This is a genomic window from Actinoplanes missouriensis 431 (genome assembly GCF_000284295.1).
GTDB classification, from domain to species: Bacteria; Actinomycetota; Actinomycetes; order Mycobacteriales; family Micromonosporaceae; genus Actinoplanes; species Actinoplanes missouriensis.
The window spans coordinates 1,936,864-1,954,421 of record NC_017093.1; the positions used below are offsets into that span (position 1 = coordinate 1,936,864).

13 protein-coding genes are annotated in these 17,558 nt (G+C 71.7%); 6 read left to right on the forward strand and 7 right to left on the reverse strand.

The genetic code is table 11. The features are described 5' to 3' along the window. Window positions 1-34 precede the first annotated feature (34 nt). Genes AMIS_RS08950 through AMIS_RS08970 form a run of 5 tightly spaced genes read right to left on the reverse strand, consistent with a single transcriptional unit; the run spans window position 35 to window position 3,750 of the window. Entirely contained in the window at window positions 35-1,435 is a 1,401-nt protein-coding gene (locus AMIS_RS08950; RefSeq protein WP_014441896.1) for a DUF2252 domain-containing protein, read from the reverse strand. Then, complete coding sequence (locus AMIS_RS08955; protein ID WP_014441897.1) at window positions 1,432-1,926, reverse strand: DUF1269 domain-containing protein; 495 nt, start codon at window positions 1,924-1,926, stop codon at window positions 1,432-1,434. The genes AMIS_RS08950 and AMIS_RS08955 overlap by 4 nt, the downstream gene beginning before the upstream one ends. Beyond that, entirely contained in the window at window positions 1,923-3,041 is a 1,119-nt protein-coding gene (locus tag AMIS_RS08960; RefSeq protein ID WP_041829640.1) for an AI-2E family transporter, read from the reverse strand. The genes AMIS_RS08955 and AMIS_RS08960 overlap by 4 nt, the downstream gene beginning before the upstream one ends. Further along, window positions 3,025-3,471: a DUF7144 family membrane protein gene (locus AMIS_RS08965; RefSeq protein WP_014441899.1), complete on the reverse strand. Its 447-nt coding sequence runs from the start codon at window positions 3,469-3,471 to the stop codon at window positions 3,025-3,027. The genes AMIS_RS08960 and AMIS_RS08965 overlap by 17 nt, the downstream gene beginning before the upstream one ends. Before the next feature lie 3 nt (window positions 3,472-3,474). After that, a complete protein-coding gene (locus AMIS_RS08970) occupies window positions 3,475-3,750 on the reverse strand; it encodes a hypothetical protein (RefSeq protein WP_014441900.1) in 276 nt (91 codons plus the stop codon). Between the two features lie 237 nt (window positions 3,751-3,987). On the opposite strand from AMIS_RS08970, the gene AMIS_RS08975 reads away from it, so the two are divergent. The 5 genes from AMIS_RS08975 (at window position 3,988) to AMIS_RS08995 (ending at window position 13,199) form a co-directional block, all read left to right on the forward strand. Continuing rightward, a complete protein-coding gene (locus AMIS_RS08975) occupies window positions 3,988-4,482 on the forward strand; it encodes a DUF1269 domain-containing protein (RefSeq protein WP_014441901.1) in 495 nt (164 codons plus the stop codon). A 64-nt stretch (window positions 4,483-4,546) separates the two neighbouring features. Further along, window positions 4,547-6,253, forward strand: coding sequence for a SulP family inorganic anion transporter (locus AMIS_RS08980; RefSeq protein WP_157434780.1), 1,707 nt, complete (start codon window positions 4,547-4,549; stop codon window positions 6,251-6,253). A 21-nt stretch (window positions 6,254-6,274) separates the two neighbouring features. Continuing rightward, window positions 6,275-8,950 (forward strand): MGH1-like glycoside hydrolase domain-containing protein, encoded by a 2,676-nt coding sequence (locus AMIS_RS08985; protein ID WP_014441903.1) that lies wholly within the window; start codon window positions 6,275-6,277, stop codon window positions 8,948-8,950. Continuing rightward, window positions 8,947-10,416, forward strand: a complete 1,470-nt coding sequence (locus AMIS_RS08990; protein ID WP_014441904.1) for an alpha-amylase family glycosyl hydrolase — start codon at window positions 8,947-8,949, stop codon at window positions 10,414-10,416. The genes AMIS_RS08985 and AMIS_RS08990 overlap by 4 nt, the downstream gene beginning before the upstream one ends. Window positions 10,417-10,529: 113 nt before the next feature. After that, window positions 10,530-13,199 carry a LuxR C-terminal-related transcriptional regulator gene (locus tag AMIS_RS08995; protein WP_014441905.1) on the forward strand — a complete coding sequence of 890 codons (2,670 nt, stop codon included), beginning with the start codon at window positions 10,530-10,532 and terminating at the stop codon, window positions 13,197-13,199. A gap of 36 nt (window positions 13,200-13,235) precedes the next feature. On the opposite strand, the gene AMIS_RS09000 is transcribed toward AMIS_RS08995, so the two are convergent. Continuing rightward, the gene (locus AMIS_RS09000) at window positions 13,236-13,676 is read right to left on the reverse strand and encodes a DUF7144 family membrane protein (RefSeq protein ID WP_014441906.1); all 441 of its coding nucleotides are present in this window, start codon (window positions 13,674-13,676) and stop codon (window positions 13,236-13,238) included. 423 nt (window positions 13,677-14,099) lie between these two features. Between AMIS_RS09000 and AMIS_RS09005 the strand changes: the two genes are divergently transcribed. Continuing rightward, a complete protein-coding gene (locus tag AMIS_RS09005; RefSeq protein ID WP_063711134.1) occupies window positions 14,100-16,721 on the forward strand; it encodes a LuxR C-terminal-related transcriptional regulator in 2,622 nt (873 codons plus the stop codon). Here the strand turns inward: AMIS_RS09005 and AMIS_RS09010 are convergent. After that, on the reverse strand, window positions 16,707-17,549 hold the full coding sequence (locus AMIS_RS09010) for a YhjD/YihY/BrkB family envelope integrity protein (protein WP_231859262.1): 843 nt from the start codon (window positions 17,547-17,549) through the stop codon (window positions 16,707-16,709). The two genes, AMIS_RS09005 and AMIS_RS09010, sit on opposite strands and share 15 nt — an antisense overlap. Between the last annotated feature and the right edge of the window lie 9 nt (window positions 17,550-17,558).

Genomic DNA, 17,558 nt, shown 5'->3' on the forward strand with positions numbered 1-17,558 from the left:
GTGCGCCCGCACTCCACACGCTGCGGGGCGACTGTCAGATGCCGGGCCGGCTCTCCAGCTCGCCGCGCTCGACCGCCCCCGCGAACGCGGCGTGATCGCGCTCCGCCCGGTCGGCGTAGAGCTCGGCGAACTCCGCCAGCGCCTCGTCGAACTTCGGGCTCGAACCGAGGTACGCCGCGATCGCGATCCGGTCCCCGCAGCGGGCGTGCGCCCGGGCCAGTGTCCACGCGCAGAGCCCGCCGTAGACCCGCATCCCGGTCGCGTCCATCTCCTCGACCACCGCCCCGCCCTTCCAGTCGCGCAACTGGCGCACGTAGAAGTCGCGGGTCTTGCCGTCGAAGCCCTCGACGGTGTGCCAGCCGAGGAAGATGTCGCTGGCGGCCTGCATGAGCCGCTGCCCGGTGACCACCCGGCGTCCCTGCGGCTGGTCGGGCGGCGCGTCGCCGGGGTCGAGGACCGAGCGGCCGGCCTCCTTCACCTGCAGCAGCAGCGGGTCCTCGTCGTCCCGGCCGGTCAGCAGCACGATCCAGCAGCGGGTGCCGACGCTGCCCACGCCGACCACCTTGCGGGCCAGGTCGACGAACTCGAACGCGTCGAACAGGCGGCGCCGGTCCTCGGCGAGACTGTCCCGGTACCCGTCGAGCAGGATCCGGATCTGACTCTCCAGCTGCTTGCGGGCCAGGTCGGGAACGAGGTCCTGGACCGGCACGAGCAGCGGCGGGTCGGCGACGATCCGGCGCTCGCCGTCCACCACCGCCGTCAGTTTCCGGTACGCCTGCAGGCTGGTCCGGGTGCGCGCCTTCGCGCCGGCCTTGGTGAGCCGGGCAAGGCGGCTCTTGCCGAGCTGGTCGCCGAACTGGTCGTGCAACTCGTCCACGTCGGCGTGGGCGTACCAGAGGTCCAGCTCGCGCATCGCGGCGAAATCGATCATCGCCTCCCGGTAACGGCGGGCCGCGTACCGGACCGCCGTGGCCCGGTCCCGGCGCCGGAAACCGTTCGCCCGGCCGGCCATCGCGATGCTGGTGACGAGGCGTTTCACGTCCCACTCGAAGGGGCCCGGGAAGGTCTCGTCGAAGTCGTTGAGGTCGAAGACGAGGCGGCGCTCGGGTGAGGCGTACAGGCCGAAGTTGAACAGGTGGGCGTCACCGCAGAGCTGGGTGATCAACCCGGAGTGCGGCGCGGCGGCGAGGTCGGCGGCCATCACCCCGGCCGAGCCGCGCAGGAACGCCAGCGGTGACGCCGCCATCCGGGCGTGCCGGATCGGCAGCAGCTCCGGGAGCCGGTCCGCCTCCTCGGCGGTGAGCAGCGCGACCGGATCGGCCCGGTCGCCGCCGGCGCTCCAGCCGGCGTGCGCCGTGAGCGGCGCGAGCTTGCGGGCGGCGCGGCCCGCTGCCGCGCGCGCCGCCGGGTTGCGATTCTCGGGGGTACGGGTCATCGCGTGTGATCCCCGAACGTCTGGAGCAGGATCTCCTCCTCGCCCTCCGTCAGGTTCGTCGCGATCAGCTTGCTGTGCAGGCCGTGGAAGCGTTCGCCGAGCCGGTCCAGATTGCCGTCGGTGGTGACCAGGAAGAGCGCCGACGTCCCCTCGGTGATCTGGGTGCGGATGCGTTCCAGCTCGTCGCGGCCGATGCCGGTGCCCTGCAGCGACTTGTCCAGCGCGCCGACGCCGGCGCCCAGCACACCGCCGACGACCGGGACCAGGAACAGGCTGCCGATCATGAAGCCCCAGAACGCGCCCCAGCCGGCGTGCCGGAACGAGCTCGCGTGCTCGTGGTGGGTCTCCGGCTTCTCGGCGCCTTCCGGCCAGGTGACGACCGTGTAGTCGACGATCTTCACGAGGCCGTCGGCGGCGGCGTCGTGCAGGATCCGCGACATCTGCTCGGCCCGGTCCGGGTCGTCGAACTTCCATACCGTGAACGTGGTCATGACGTGCTCCTCGCGGGTCTGGTCGGTGGTGGTTCGGGGCTTGGCTTCGTCTCACTGGAGAGAAGGACGTTCACCCAGCGGGTGTCCGGGTCGATGTCGACGAGCAGGCCCTTCGCCAGCAGGGTCAGAGGGATCGCCAGCAGGGCGCCGAGCCCACCGAGGACCCAGGCCCAGAAGATCAGGGAGAGGAACGAGACAGTGGCGGAGAGCCCGACCGCGTTGCCGACGATCTTCGGCTGGATCACCGACTGGATGACGAAGTTGATCACGCAGTAGAGCGCGATCACGGTGAGCATCAGCTCCGGGCCGCCCTGCAGGAGGCCGAGCAGCGCGGGCGGGATGACCCCGATCACGAAGCCGATGTTGGGGATGTAGTTGGTGATGAAGGAGAGCAGGCCCCAGAGCAGCGGCAGCGGCACTCCGAGCGCCCAGAGCGCGAGCGCGTCGATCACCGCGACGATCAGGCCGAAGACCGTGGACACCCACAGGTAGCGCCGGGTGCCGGTGGAGAACGACCGGAACGCGGTGACCACCTGCGGCCGTTCGGCCATGGTGGCCTGGAGCCGGTCCGGGAAGGACACCGCGTCGAGGCACATGAAGAGCAGGCAGGCGAGCAGGAAGAGCGTGCTGGACAGGGTGCCGGCCAGCCCGCCGAGCAGACTCTCGATCACCTTGACCACGTTGCTCGGGTCGGCGCCGGCCACCGCCTTCTGCAGCTGGTCGGTGCTGATCCCCAGCCCGCTGAGACCGCTCACCAGGCTCGTGCGGAGATCGGCGAACTGCGACGCGTACTGCGGCATCAGGTCGATCAGCTGGGCGATCGAGACCGCCAGGGCCGCGCCCAGCGCGATCAGGATCGTGTTGACCGCCACGATCATGGCGAGCACCGCGACCCAGACCGGGGCGCCGTGCCGGCGCAGCCAGCCGGTGATCGGGCTGACCGTCACGGTCAGCATCAGCGCCAGGAAGACCGGCCCGATCAGGTCGGCGACGCCGCGCATGCCGCCCACCACCACGACGAGGCAGGCGGAGCCGAGCAGGACGATGACGCCACGGGGCAGGACCGCCTGAGTCAGCACGGCCCTGCCCGGGCGGGCGTCAGTACCGGACCTCACGGCCGTGCACGGTCAGCGCGTAGATGACGAGCACGTCCAGGGCGATCACGATGGTGGACCAGATCGGGTACGCGGGGAGGAACGCCAGGTTCGCCAGGGCGCTCAGAACCGCGATGATCACACCGACGACGCGGGCCCAGGTCTGTCCGTAGAGGATGCCGAAGCCGGCGCCGAGGGTGACCGCGCCGATGATCAGGTGGGTCCAGCCCCAGGCGCTGAAGTCCATCGGGATGATCAGACCGGCGTCGGTGGTCACGAAGAAGTCGTCCCGGAAGAGCGCGACGAGCCCCTCCACGATCTGGAACCCGCCGAGCATCAACAGCATGACGCCGGCGAACACCACCATGCCGACCCACCCGGTGGACTGGGGGCGCGCGGGGGAGCTGTACGGCGGGTCGTCGTACGACCGCTTGGATTCTGTGTCGGTCATGCTTCATCTCCTCGTCAAAGGTGCGGAGTCTCGATCGTGTGACTCGGGACCCGCGGGCACGCCATCCGTGGCGAATGAACCGGGCGTGACACGGCTCAGGCAGACCAGGTCGAGGCCGGACCTGTCCAGGCTGGTGAGCAACCGTTCCAGGTCTCGGTCGGTGAGCCGGCCGCGGATCGTGCTCTGCGCCGGCAGGGTGCGGCAGCGCAGGTCGCCGAAGGCCTTCCGCAACAGCGGGCCCAGAAAGCCGCGTACCCGGATCTCGTAATGCTCAGCCATCACCTGCTCCTTCGATGTGCCGGTACCGGATGACCGACGGTGGCCGCAAAGGCGTACCCGATGCCTCCCCCGCCGGGGATGAACGGCCCGCGGCGGGCCCGGGGGTGTGAAACGGATCAGTCCGCGGGGCCGGAGAAGTCATCCGTCCGGAATGAGGGAAGCCGATGCGTGCCGTGGCTGACTGGTTCGCAGACGCCGTGCCGCGCCGCGGCGGCACAGCACGAGAGGAGAAACTCCATGTCAACTCTGGTCGCCATCGGGTACCCCGACGAGACCACGGCGACGGCGGCGTCGCTGGAAGCCGACCGCCTGTCCAAGGACCTGATCATCCAGCCGGACGCGATCGCCGTGATCATCCGGGACCGCGAGGGCAAGTTCCACGTCACGACGAACCATCACGCCGTGGCCGGGGGCACGACCTGGGGCATGTTCTGGGGTCTGCTGTTCGGGATGCTCTTCTTCATCCCGGTTCTCGGCATGGCGATCGGCGCCGGCCTGGGCGCGCTGACCGGCAAGCTCACCAAGAACGCGATCAGCAAGGAGTTCCAGGACCGGATCCGCGAGGAGCTGCAGCCCGGCACGTCCGCGCTGTTCCTCGTGGTCGAGGCGGTCACCCCGGACAAGGCGGTCGAGGCGCTGAGCAGGTACGGCGGCACCGTGATCAAGTCGTCGCTGTCCAAGGAGGCCGAGGCCGACCTGCAGGAGGCCCTGCACGGTGGTGCCCAGCAGTAATCTTCGATCATGGCCGGACGCCGCCCGGATGACCGGGCGGCGTCCCTCGTGTCAGGGAGCGCACATGGCAGCGGCGGACTGGGTCCCGGGCTTGAAGGCCGTGTCCACCTATCGACCGGCCTGGCTGCCGAAGGACGTGATCGCCGGCATCGTGCTGACCACGCTGCTGGTCCCGCAGGGCATGGCGTACGCCGAGCTGGCCGGCCTGCCCGCGATCACCGGGCTCTACACCTCGGTCCTCTGCCTGCTCGGCTACGCCGTGTTCGGTCCGTCCCGGGTCCTGGTGCTCGGACCGGACTCCTCGCTCGGCCCGATGATCGCCGCGGTGATCCTGCCGATCGTCGCCTCGGACGGCGACCCGGCCAAGGCGATCGCGCTCGCCTCGATGCTCGGCCTGCTGGTCGGCGTCTTCATGACCGCGGCGGGCGTGCTGAAACTGGGCTTCATCGCCGACCTGCTGTCGCATCCCACCCAGCTCGGTTACGTCAACGGCCTGGCGCTGACGATCCTGATCGGCCAGTTGCCGAAGCTCTTCGGCTTCTCGGTGGACGGCGACGGGCTGATCGAGGAGACCACCGGGTTCATCCGCGGGGTCGCGGCCGGGGAGACGGTGCCCGCGGCCCTCGCGGTCGGCGCCGGTGGGCTGCTGGTGATCCTGCTGCTGCGGCGCTTCCTGCCGAAGATCCCGGGCATCCTGATCGCGGTGGCCGGCGGGATCCTGGCGGTCGTCGTCCTGGGCCTCACCGACGACGGCGTCGACGTGGTCGGACCGCTGCCGCAGGGTTTCCCGCCGTTCACCGTCCCGACCGTGTCCTGGTCGGATCTGGGCCTGCTCGCGGCCGGCGCGCTCGGCATCACGCTGGTCTCGGTGACCGACACCATCTCCACGGCGTCGGCGTTCGCCGAGCGCACCGGCCAGGAGGTGCGGGGCAACCAGGAGATGATCGGTATCGGCACGGCGAACCTGGCGGCCGGCCTCTTCCAGGGCTTTCCGGTCAGCACCAGCGGTTCACGGACCGCGGTGGCGTTCACCGCGGGTGCCCGCAGCCAGCTCACCGGCGTGGTCGGCGCGGGGGCGATCACGCTGATGCTGGTGTTCGTTCCGGGCCTGCTGAAGGACCTTCCGCAGCCGATGCTGGCCGCCGTGGTGATCGCGGCCTCGTTGTCGCTGGCCGACCCGGCCGGGCTGCGCCGGCTGTGGCGGCAGCGGCGCATCGAGTTCGGCCTGGCGGTGGCGGCGTTCCTCGGTGTCGCGCTGCTCGGTGTGCTGCCCGGCATCGCTGTCGCGGTGGCGCTCTCGGTGCTCAACGTGTTCCGCCGGGTGTGGTGGCCGTACCAGGCGGTGCTGGGCCGGGCCGAGGGCGTGGACGGGTACCACGACCTGCGCGAGTACCCGGGCGCCGAGCGGATCCCGGGTCTGGTGATGTTCCGCTTCGACGCGCCGCTGATCTTCGCGAACGCCCGGACGTTCCGTGAGGAGATCCGGCGGCTGGCACACGCCGACCCGGCGCCGCGGTGGATCCTGGTGGCGGCCGAGCCGATCACCGACGTCGACACCACCGCCGCGGACATGCTCGAGGACCTCGACGAAGAACTGAACGCGGCCGGGATCTCCCTGGTCTTCGCGGAGATGAAGAGCCCGGTCCGAACCAAGATCGACAGGTACGGGCTGACCCGCACGATCGACCCGGCGCACTTCTACCCGACGATCGAGGAGGCGGTGGCGGCGTACCGCATGATTTCATCCCTCCCGGAGGAACCCGCGACCTAGGGCCGGGCCGACGGTGGAGGCATGGCCACCTCTTCTTCCGGTTCTTCCGGCGCCGAACAGCGGCGCCTGCACGACGCCGACCACGCCGCCGCCGGTTGGCGGCGCTGGGGACCGTACCTCAGCGAGCGGCAGTGGGGCACGGTCCGCGAGGACTACAGCAAGGACCAGGACGCCTGGCACTTCCTCAGTCACGACGAGGCGCGCTCCCGTGCCTACCGCTGGGGTGAGGACGGGATCGCCGGGTTCTGCGACGACGAGCAGTCCGTCTGCATCGCGCTGGCGATGTGGAACGGCCACGACCCGATCCTCAAGGAACGGTACTTCGGGCTGACGAACAGCGAGGGCAACCGCGGCGAGGACGTCAAGGAGTACTGGTTCTACGTCGACGCGACGCCGACCCACTCGTACCAGAAGATGGTCTACAAGTATCCGCAGCGGGAGTACCCCTACAACGACCTGGTCGCCACGAACCGGGCCCGGGGCCGTGACGACTTCGAGTACGAGCTGCTGGACACCGGGATCTTCGCCGAGGACCGCTACTTCGACGTGGTCGTGGAGTACGCGAAGGCCGGGCCGGAGGAGATCCTGGCCCGGATCACCGTGCACAACCGGGGGCCGGAGGAGGCGAGCCTGCGCCTGCTGCCGACGATCTGGTTCCGCAACACCTGGTCCTGGGGGACACCGGGCCCGCGTCCGAGCCTGCGGGCCGCCGGCCGCTCGGTGATCGAGGCCGAGCACGAGCGGATCGGCACCCGCTGGTTCTCCGTGCACGGCGACCACCAGCCGATCTTCACCGAGAACGAGAGCAACGGGACCTACCGCAAGGACGCCTTCCACCGGTACGTCGTCGACGGCGACAAGGACGCGGTGAACCCGGCCGGGACGGGCACCAAGGCGGCCTTCGACATCGACCTGAGGGTGCCGGCCGGGGGCGCGGAGACGGTCCTGCTGCGGTTCGCCGACTCCCCGGCGGGACCGATCGGCGAGGAGGTGTTCGCGCAGCGGATCGCCGAGGCGGACGAGTTCTACGCCGCGTGCTTCGCGCCCGCCCTCGGCGACGCCGAGCGGCAGGTGTCCCGCCAGGCGGTGGCCGGGATGCTCTGGAGCAAGCAGTACTTCGGCTACGACGTGGAACGGTGGCTCACCGAGCACGGCCGGGACCCGCTGCAGGCCCGTGACCTGCGCAACGGTGACTGGTTCCACATGATCTGCCACGACGTGATCTCGATGCCGGACAAGTGGGAGTACCCGTGGTTCGCGGCCTGGGACCTGGCGTTCCACACGATCGCCCTGAGCCTGGTCGACCTCGGTTTCGCCAAGCAGCAGCTCGAACTGCTGCTCAGCCGGCGGTACCTGCACCCGAGCGGGCAGATCCCGGCGTACGAGTGGAACTTCAGCGACGTGAACCCGCCGGTGCACGCCTGGGCAACGCACCTGGTCTACCAGCTCGACAAGGCCCGCAACGGCGCGGGCGACCACGACTGGCTGGAGGCGATGTTCCACCAGCTGTCCCGGAACTTCAGCTGGTGGGTGAACCGCAAGGACGCCGACGGCAACAACATCTTCCAGGGTGGCTTCCTCGGCCTGGACAACATCGGCGTGTTCGACCGCAGCGCGCCGCTGCCCACCGGAGGTCACCTGGACCAGGCGGACGGCACCGCGTGGATGGCGCTCTACTGCCAGAGCATGCTCACCATCGCCCTGGAGCTGTCGATCGAGGATCCGGTCTACGTCGAGCAGGCGCAGGCGTACTTCGAGCACTTCGCCTGGATCGCGGTGGCGGTGAACCACGAGACCGGCAGCGCGACCATGTGGGACGACGAGGACGGGTTCTTCTACGACCTGCTCCGGCTGCCGGACGGCACCTCGCAGCGACTGCGGGTGCGCTCCCTCGTCGGTCTGCTGCCGCTCGCCGCGGCCACCGTCTACGACCCGGCGCTGATCGACCGTCATCCGCAGCTCATGGAGGGGATCCAGGACTTCGTGAAACGGCACCCCAGCGTGAGCGCGGTGGTGTCCGCCGGACGGCAGGAGGGCCGTCAGGGCAAGCGTCTGCTCGCGCTCTTCGAGGAGAACAAGCTGCGCCGGATCCTGGCCCGCCTGCTCGACGAGGAGGAGTTCCTCAGCCCGTACGGGATCCGCTCGGTCTCGCGCTTCCACGCCGAGCACCCGTTCGAGTTCCGGGTGGGCGATCGGACGTACTCGGTCGACTACGAGCCGGCCGAGTCGCACAGCGGGATGTTCGGCGGCAACTCGAACTGGCGCGGGCCGATCTGGATGCCGGCCAACACCCTGATGATCCGCGCCCTACTCAACCTCTACCTGGGGTACGGCGACGACTTCACCGTCGAGTGCCCGACCGGCTCCGGGGTGCGGATGAACCTGTTCGAGGTGGCCCGGGAGATCTCCGACCGGCAGACCCGGATCTTCCTGCCCCGGCCCGACGGCGGGCGGCCCTGTTACGGTGGCCAGGAGGTCTTCGCCACCGAGCACTGGCGTGACCTGATCCTCTTCAACGAGTACTTCCACGGCGACGACGGCGCGGGTCTCGGCGCGTCGCACCAGACCGGCTGGACCGGGCTGGTCGCGGTCTTCGCCAACATGTTCGCCGGCCTGGCCGGGACGGACCTGCTGGACCAGGGGATGCCCGGGATGCTGCACGCGCTCCCGGTGATCGACACGGAGGAACGACGATGAGCGGGTGGCCGGCCGCACCGGCGATCTACGAGATCGACACGTGGCCCTGGCTGACCGGCCTGGGCCGGCGGCTGGGCCGTCCCGTCACGCTCGCCGACGTGCCGGGCGAGATCTGGGACGAGGTGGCCGCGACCGGGCTGGACGCGGTCTGGCTGATGGGCGTCTGGGAGCGCAGCCCGGCCGGCCTGGCCCTGGCCCACGCGAACGAGAAGCTGCAGGTGGCGTTCCACGAGGCGCTGCCCGACTTCACCCCGGCGGACGTGGTCGGCTCGCCGTACTGCGTGCGCCGGTACCGGGTGGACGACCGGCTCGGCGGCCCGGACGGGCTGGCCGCGGCGCGGGCCGAGCTGAACCGGCGCGGGCTGCGGCTGGTCCTCGACTACGTGCCGAACCACACCGCCCCGGACCACCCGGCGACGGTCGAGCATCCGGAGTGGTTCATCCAGGGCACGCCGGAGGACCTCGCGGCCGACCCGGCGGGCTGGTTCCCGGCCGGCGGGCGGGTGCTCGCGCACGGCCGTGACCCGTACTTCCCGCCCTGGCCGGACGTGGCCCAGCTGAACGCGTTCGATCCGGGCCTGCGGGAGGCGACCGCGTCGGCGCTGATCGGCATCGGCGAGCAGTGCGACGGCGTCCGCTGCGACATGGCGATGCTGCTCACCAACGAGATCTTCGCGCGGACCTGGGGGCGGTTCGCGGGCCCGGCGCCGGAGTTGGAGTTCTGGCCGGCGATCGTCGAGCGGGTCCGCGCGGTCAACCCGGACCTGGTGCTGATCGCCGAGGCGTACTGGGACATGGAGTGGACGCTGCAGCAGCAGGGGTTCGACTTCTGTTACGACAAGCGGCTCTACGACCGGCTCGTGCACGAGGACGCCGACGCGGTGCGCAAGCATCTCACGGCCGGGCGGGACTATCAGGACCGGCTGATCCGGTTCCTGGAGAACCACGACGAGCCGCGGGCCGCCACCACCATGCCGGACGGCCGGGGGCGGGCCGCGGCGATCGCGGTGGCGACGCTGCCGGGGGCGATCCTCTGGCACGACGGGCAGTTCGAGGGCCGCCGGGCGCACCTGCCGGTGTTCCTCGCCCGGTACCGCGACGAGCCCGCCGATCTTGGCCTGCGGGAGTTCTACCACCGGTTGCTGGAGCTGGCCGCGCCGATCCGTGCCGGTGACTGGCGGCTGCTCGACTGCCACGGCTGGGCCGACAACCCGACGAGCCGTGACCTGCTGGCCTGGGCGTGGCACGACGGTGACCGCCCGCGGCACATCGTCGTGATCAACTACGGGGCGAGCAGCGCGCAGGGCCGTGTCGTGCTCCCCTTCCCGGATCTCGCCGGGCAGGCCTGGCGGCTCACCAACCGGCTCGACGGGCGGGTCTTCGAGCGCGGTGGGGACGAGCTCGCCGCGAGTGGCCTCTTCGTCGATCTGCCGGCGTGGGGAGCGCACGTCCTGACCGTGGAGTAGCTGGCGGGGCACCGAGGGTCACGATTATCCGATCCGGACGATGCGCGGGTGAGTTCACCCGGACGAGTCTGTATCCGGAGATCGAATGGGGTCGGCTCTCGGAGGTACAAGACGTGTCCACTGAACTGATCGAAAACCTGCACGGGGTGCCGGGTCTCGACGCGGACAATTCCTTGCTGGACTCCACGTTCGCGGTGCCGGCGGCACCGCCTTTCATGGTCGCGCGTCCCGCTCTGCTGGCCCGGGTCACCGAGGGGGTGCAGGGCCCGGTCACGCTCGTCACCGGGCTGGCCGGCAGCGGCAAGACGCAGCTGCTGGCCTCCTGGGTGGACAGCGATCCGGTGGACTGGCCGATCGCCTGGATCAGCGTGGAGGCCGGTGACGAGGACCTTCCGGCGTTCTGGACCTGCGTGATGGAGGGGTTGCGCCGGGCCGGGGTGGCCGTTCCCGCCGTGCCGGGGGGCACGGCGGGCCGGGCCGCCCTGGGCCGCCTCGCCGCGGCGATCGACGAGCAGCCCACCCCGGTGGTGCTGATCCTCGACGGCGTCTCCCAGCTGCCCGGCCGGGACTGGGCCACCGGTCTGGACTTCCTGCTCGGCCACGCGCGGCAGCTGCGGGTGGTGCTGGCCGGCCGGTGGGACCCGCCGCTGCCGCTCTACCGGTACCGGCTCGCCGGGCAGCTCCGCGAGCTGCGCACGGCGGACCTGGCGTTCAGCGCCGCCGAGACCGCCGAGCTGATGGCGTCGCACGGGGTCGAGCTCGGCCCGGCGGAGATCAGCCGGCTGCTGGAGCACACCGAGGGCTGGACCGCGGGGATCCGGCTCTGCGCCTGCGCGCTGCAGCGCAGCCCGGACGCCAAGCGGATGGTCGACACGATCTCGGGGGACGAGTCGACCATCGCGGAGTACTTCGTCGGCGAGGTGCTGCGGTCGCAGACACCGGAGGTGCGGCGCTTCCTGCTGGAGACGAGCGTGCTGGACACGTTCACCCCGGAACTCGCGGCCGCGGTCACCGACCGCACCGACGCGAGCCGGTTGCTCTCCACGCTCACCAAGGAGAACGCGTTCATCCAGCCGGTCGCCGAGGGGTCGGGGCTGTACCGGTACCACCGGCTCTTCGCCGAGCTGCTGCGCGCGCAGCTGGAGTGGTCCGAGCCGGACGAGGTGCCGGCCCTGCACATCCGGGCGGCGGCCTGGCTCGCCGAGCAGGGCCGCCTGGTGGAAGCGGTCGGGCACGCGGCGCAGGCCGGCGACTGGGCGTCGGCGGCGGCCATGGTGGTCGAGGACTACGCGGTGGGACGGCTGGTGATCGAGGGCAGCGCCGGACGGCTCGGCGGGATCTTCGCCACCATGCCGGAGCACGTGGAACTGCCGGAGGCGGTGATGGTCCGGGCCGCGATCGCCTACGGCGACCGGCGGCCGGACCGGGCGGCGGAGCTTCTGGCGTACGCCGGGAAACTGCTCGCCGTCAACGGCAGCACCTGCGGCGACGGGCTCACCCTGACCGGTTTCCTGGTGCAGGTCCTGATCCTGACCGGCGGCCCGGAGCCGGAACGGGTCGGCGAGCTGGTCGCGGTCGCCGAGACGTTCCTAGCGGTGGCGCCGCCCGAGCGCCTGGCCCGTCACCCGGAGCTGCGGGTGCTGCTGAAGGCGGCGGAGGGCACCGCGCTGAACAACCTGGGGTCGGTCGGGCCGGCCGTGGAGGCGCTCTCCGACGTGGCCGCGAGCATCCTGCCCGGCTGTGAGACGATCCGGATCGACTGTCTCGGGCAGCTGGCGCTCGCCGAGGCGTACCGGGGGCGGCTGGGCCGGGCCGAGACCGCCGCACGGCAGGCCCTGGAGCTGGCCTCGGAGGCCGGGCTGGACCGCGCGCACCGGCCGGGCGTCGCCGAGGTGGCGCTCGCCTGGGTGGCCCTGGAGCGCTACGACATCGAGGCCACCGACCGGCATCTGCGGCTGGCCCAGCCGCTCTGCGGTCCGGCCTCGGCCGCGCCCGCGATGCTCGGTTACGCGATCGTCCGGGCCCGCCGGCTGCACACCCGGGGCGAACTCCGGAGCGCGGTGAACACGCTGCGCGCCGCCGAACAGGCCGTCGACGGCCGGATCGCGCCCCGGTGGCTGACCCGGGAGACGCTGCTCGGCCAGGTCCGGCTGCTGATCGCCGGGGGCCACCCGGACCACGCGACGGATCTGCTGGAGCGCTGCCCGGACGGGTCTCTCCCGGACGTGGCGGTGGTGCGGGCCACCCTCGCGGTGAACCGGGGTGACACCCGGGCCGCGCACGACGTGGCCCGGACCGTCGCCGACGCCGCGGGCGCCCCGCTCCCGGTGGCCCTCGACGCCTGGCTGCTGCTGGCCGTGCTCGCGGCGCAGGCGGAGGATGCCACCGGCGCCCGGGAGGCGCTGCGGCGGGCGCTGCGGGTGGCCGGTACGGAGAGCCACCGGCGTCCGGTGCACCAGGCCTGGGGCCAGTTGCGCCGGCTGCTGCGCGACGACGAGCGGCTGGCTGTGCAGCTCGCGGCGCTGGGCGCGGCGCCGGGTGCGATGCCCGCCGGCACGGCCCCGGCCGCGGCCGCCGAGCCGGTGGTGGTGGAGGCGCTGAGCAAGCGGGAGCTGGACGTGCTGCGGGGGATGGCCGCCATGCTGCCGACCGAGGAGATCGCGGCGTCGCTCTACGTCTCGGTCAACACCGTGAAGACGCACGTGCGCAGCATCCTGCGCAAGCTCTCCGCGTCCCGGCGCAACGAGGCGGTGCGCCGGGCCCGGGCGATGAACCTGATCTGAGCCGGCCCTGATCCGGGCAAGCCCTGAGCCGATCACTCAGGGCTTGCTCCGCACGTCCCGCCCGTGCGCGGCGAGGGCGTAGATGACCAGGACGTCCATGCAGATCAGGATGGAGCACCAGACCGGCGCGGCGGCCAGGAAGGAGAAGTGGATCAGGGCGCCGATGCCGGCGATGACGATGCCGGTGACCCGGGCCCAGGTCTGTCCGGCCAGGACACCCGCGCCGGTCGCCGTCGTGATCAGACCGAAGATCAGATGACCCCAGCCCCAGGTGGTGTAGTCCGGCTGGAAGAGGAGGCCGTCCGCGGAGACCAGGTACACCTCTTCGCGGTACAGGGCGGTGAAGCCCTCGGCCATCTGGAAGCCGCCCAGGATGAGCATCATGATCCCGGCGAACACCACCAGGCCGATCCAGCCGGTGGTGTCCGGCGCCGCTCCGGCGCCGGCCGGGCGTTCGGTCGCGTAACTGCTCGACATCGTGCGATCCCCTTTACTCAGAAGCCGGGTGGTCCCACCAGGAGAGCCGGTGGGACGGGGCCGCACATCATTCGCAGCGGACGAGAGCGGGGCGCGGATTTTCTGGCACAGTCGCTGAACATGCAACTTGCAGATTGAGGAAATGGACTGACACTAAGGGTTGCTGCGTGCGTGCGCTCTGTGCTTCGGTTGCGGTGAGCGGAACGCAGGTTGATCACTCTCCGTGAAGTCCTTGGTCACATTCCAGGTTCTACATCCCAATAGAACCTCCGCGAAGGTGACGCTTCGTGTTTTCTGCGTGCCGGTGGCCGACCGGCAGTGTGCGGACCGGAACAGCGTGGCGAACGAGGCACGGAATGCGGGCGTCTCCTCCGCGAAGGGGGTGCCGGAGGTCGCACCGTGCTGATCGGGGGTGGTGAAGATATGCCCGACAACCATACGGATGCCCCTTCTATCAAGATCAATAAGGCGCGGCCCGTCCGCCCGAGAGCCCCGCAGGGCGTGCTGTGGCGGCCGCGTCTCACCGAGGTGCTGGACGCGGGGGTCCGCCGGCCGGTCACGGTGATCTGCGCCGGGCCGGGCTGGGGCAAGACCGCCCTGGCCGCCTCGTGGGCGAACACCCGATCGATCTCCGGACCGGTCGCCTGGCTCACGCTGGAGAGCCGGCACAACGAGCCGTCGGCGTTCTGGTCCGACCTGGTCCTGGCGCTGACCACCGCCGGGGCGAGCGGACTGCCCGAGGCGGGTCCGCTCGCCGGCGACGACCCCGGTTACCCGAACCGGCTGCTCACCGGCCTGGCCGGTCTTCCCGCGGTGACCGTCCTGATCCTGGACGGCCTGCACGAGGTGACCGATCCGCGGGTGCTGAACGGCCTCGCCGGGATGCTGCAGCGACTCCCCGAGCGGCTGCGGATCGTGCTGCTCAGCCGGGCCGAGCCGGGCGTGCCGCTGCACCGGCTGCGGGCCTCCGGCGACCTGACCGAGATCGGCGCCGAGGCGCTCGCCTTCCGGGTGGAGGAGGCGGAGCAGCTGATGGCGCTGCGGGGCCGCAGACCGTCCCCGGCGGAGGCGGCCGACCGGGTCCGGCACGCCGAGGGATGGGGTGCCGGGCTGGGGCTCGGCCTGGAGGACCCGGCCGGCTCGTCCGGCGCCGCTATCGAGGATTACCTGGTCCGTGAGGTGCTGGCCGCCCAGCCACCGCAGTTCCGCGAGTTCCTGCTGCGCACCAGCGTGCCGGACCGGATCTGCGGCGAGCTGGCCGAGGCGCTCACCGGGCAGCGGTACGGCCACCGCACCTTGGAACGGCTGGCCCAGGCGAACCTGTTCGTGGAGCGGATCGGGATGGGCCGGTGGTTCCGCTACCACCGGATGTTCCGGTCCGCGCTGCGCCATCAGCTCGCCACGGTCGAGCCGGAACGGGTGCACGAGCTGCACCTGCTGGCCGCACAGTGGCACGCCGCCACCGGCAACGGCCTGACCGCGATCAATCACGCGGCCGCCGGCGGCGACTGGGCCTTCGTGGCCCGGCTCGTGGTCGACCGCGGGCTGCAGCTCTACGCCTCGGCCGACGGGGAGGAGTTCCTGGCGGTGCTCGGGCGGATCCCGGTGCAGCGGCTCGTCGAGAGCGCCGAACTGGTGTTCTGCGCGGCGCTACGCGCGTTCGCGGAGGGTGACGTCGCCGCGGTGCCGCAGCGTATCGCCCGGGCCCGGATGCTGCTGGCCGGTCGTGGCGCCCGGTACCGCGCCGTGATCGACCTGGCCCTGATCGTCCTGGAGAGCGGCGTGGTGACTCGCCGGCAGGGGGACATGCCGGGACTCGTGGCGCTCTCCGCCCAGGCACTCGACGACCTGACCGCGCTGCGCTGGGACGAGGTGCCGGCGCGGCTGCAGTACCGGGCCATGATGCTCGGTCACAAGGGCGCCGGCCTGCTCTGGACCGGCCGTCTCGACCACGCCGAGCGGTTCCTCTGGGCCGCCGCCTCCGCCGCCCGTGCCGCCGGCAGCCCGCTCGTGGAGATCGACGCGCTGGCCCACCTGTCGCTGCTGGTCCACCTGCAGGGCGCGCTGAACACCGCTGACGAGCACGCGACGGCCGCGATCGACCTGGCCCGCCGGATCGACGCGCGGACCCGGCCGGCGGTCGCGCTCGCGCACCTGACCCGTGCCCTGATCGAGGCGGACCGGGGCCGGGAGACCGCCGCGGAGGAGTCGCTGCGCCGCGGGCTGCACGCGGTCGGCGACAGCCCGGAGGCGGCGTCCGCCGTGATGATCGCCGTGGTCCGGGCCCGGCTGCTGCTGGACCGCAGGGAGCCGCTCCCGGCGTGCGCCGTGCTGCACCGGGCGCGGGTCGACGCCGGGCCGCACTTCGACGCCCCGCTGCTGGACCGGCTGCTCGCGCTCAGCGAGTCCGAGGCCGACCTGGCCCTCGGCCGGCCCGCCGAGGTGATCAACCGGTACGCGCACCGCCCGCCCGTGCCCGCGCTGCTCCCCGCCGAGCAGGTCTGCCTGGCCCGCGCCCACCACGACACCGGCGACGAGGCCGCGGCCGAGCCCCTGCTGTCCCGGGTCCGGGCCGGCTCGGACCGGGTTGCCGCCGTCTCCGCCTGGATCCTCACGGCGCTCGCCGCCGACGCGCAGGGGCACGGCGGCCGGGCCGGTGAGGCGCTGTCACATGCCCTGGCCGACGCCGAGCCGGAGCTGCTGCGCCAGCCGTTCCGCCGGATCGGCTCCCCGCGCATGCTGGTCCTCGCGGAACGGCAGCAGTGGCTCAGCGAGGCCCGCGGCTCGACCCGGGACTCCGTGCTCGGGGAGATCACCGGGGAGCTGCCGGTGACCGGCGCGACCCCGGCAGCCGGGCCGCTGAGCGAGCGGGAGCTGGAGGTCCTGCAGTATCTGCCGACCGTGCTGACCGCCGGTGAGATCGCCGAGAACCTGGGCATCTCGGTGAACACGGTCAAGGCGCACATGCGGGCGATCTACCGGAAGCTGGGTGCCGGGCGGCGCCGCGAGGCGGTGGTGCTGGCCCGTCAGTCAGGACTTCTCTGACGACGTCAGGACGGCTCCCGCCACCGCGCAGAGCAGCAGGCAGAACGAGATGACGTAGAGCCAGCCGATGTAGGTGAAGGCCAGCCCGATCGTGCCGTACCGATCGGCGCTGGCCTGCAACGCCCGGGGCAGGTAGACCGAGCCGACCGCCCGGACCCCGACCATCGCGGCGCCGAAGACCGCTGCGGAGACCAGCAGCCGGTTCCGCGGCAGCCCGGGGCCGAGCAGGATCCGGGGCAGCATCACGGCCAGCACGAAATCGCTCAGCAGCGTGACCAGGACGCCGATGACGTGCGGTGCCGGAAGCATGCCGGTGAGCCAGCCGAGCACCCGGATGGCGACCAGGAAGAACACCAGCATCAGCACGGCGCCGATCTGCCAGGCGGTCGCGGCCGGGCCGCCCCGGCGGCCCGGCGCCGACCAGATCGCCCGGTACGAGCGGGCCAGCGCGCGCGCCAGCCCGGTCGCCGAGACGATCACGATGAGGCTGCCGACCACCCCGAACGCCCCGCTGCGGCTGCCGCTGAGCGCCTCGTCGATCAGCCTCGCGCTGCTGTCCGGGACCTGCAGCACCCGGTCCAGCTCGCCGCGTGCCCGGTGGCCGAAGAGCGCGCCGAACATGATCAGGATCGGGAAGATCGAGGTGAACGCCTGCGCGGCGAGCGTCATCGACCGGTCGAAGATCTGCACCCGGAACAACTCGCTCGCGATGCGCAGCAGCAGGGCGCCGGCCCGGTTGCCGAGGATCAGCTCCGCTCCCGGGCGCAGCCTGCGAGGCACCGCGGCGAGGATGCTCCCGGGGGTGAAGAGGCGATCGGGGTCGGTCACCCCGCCATG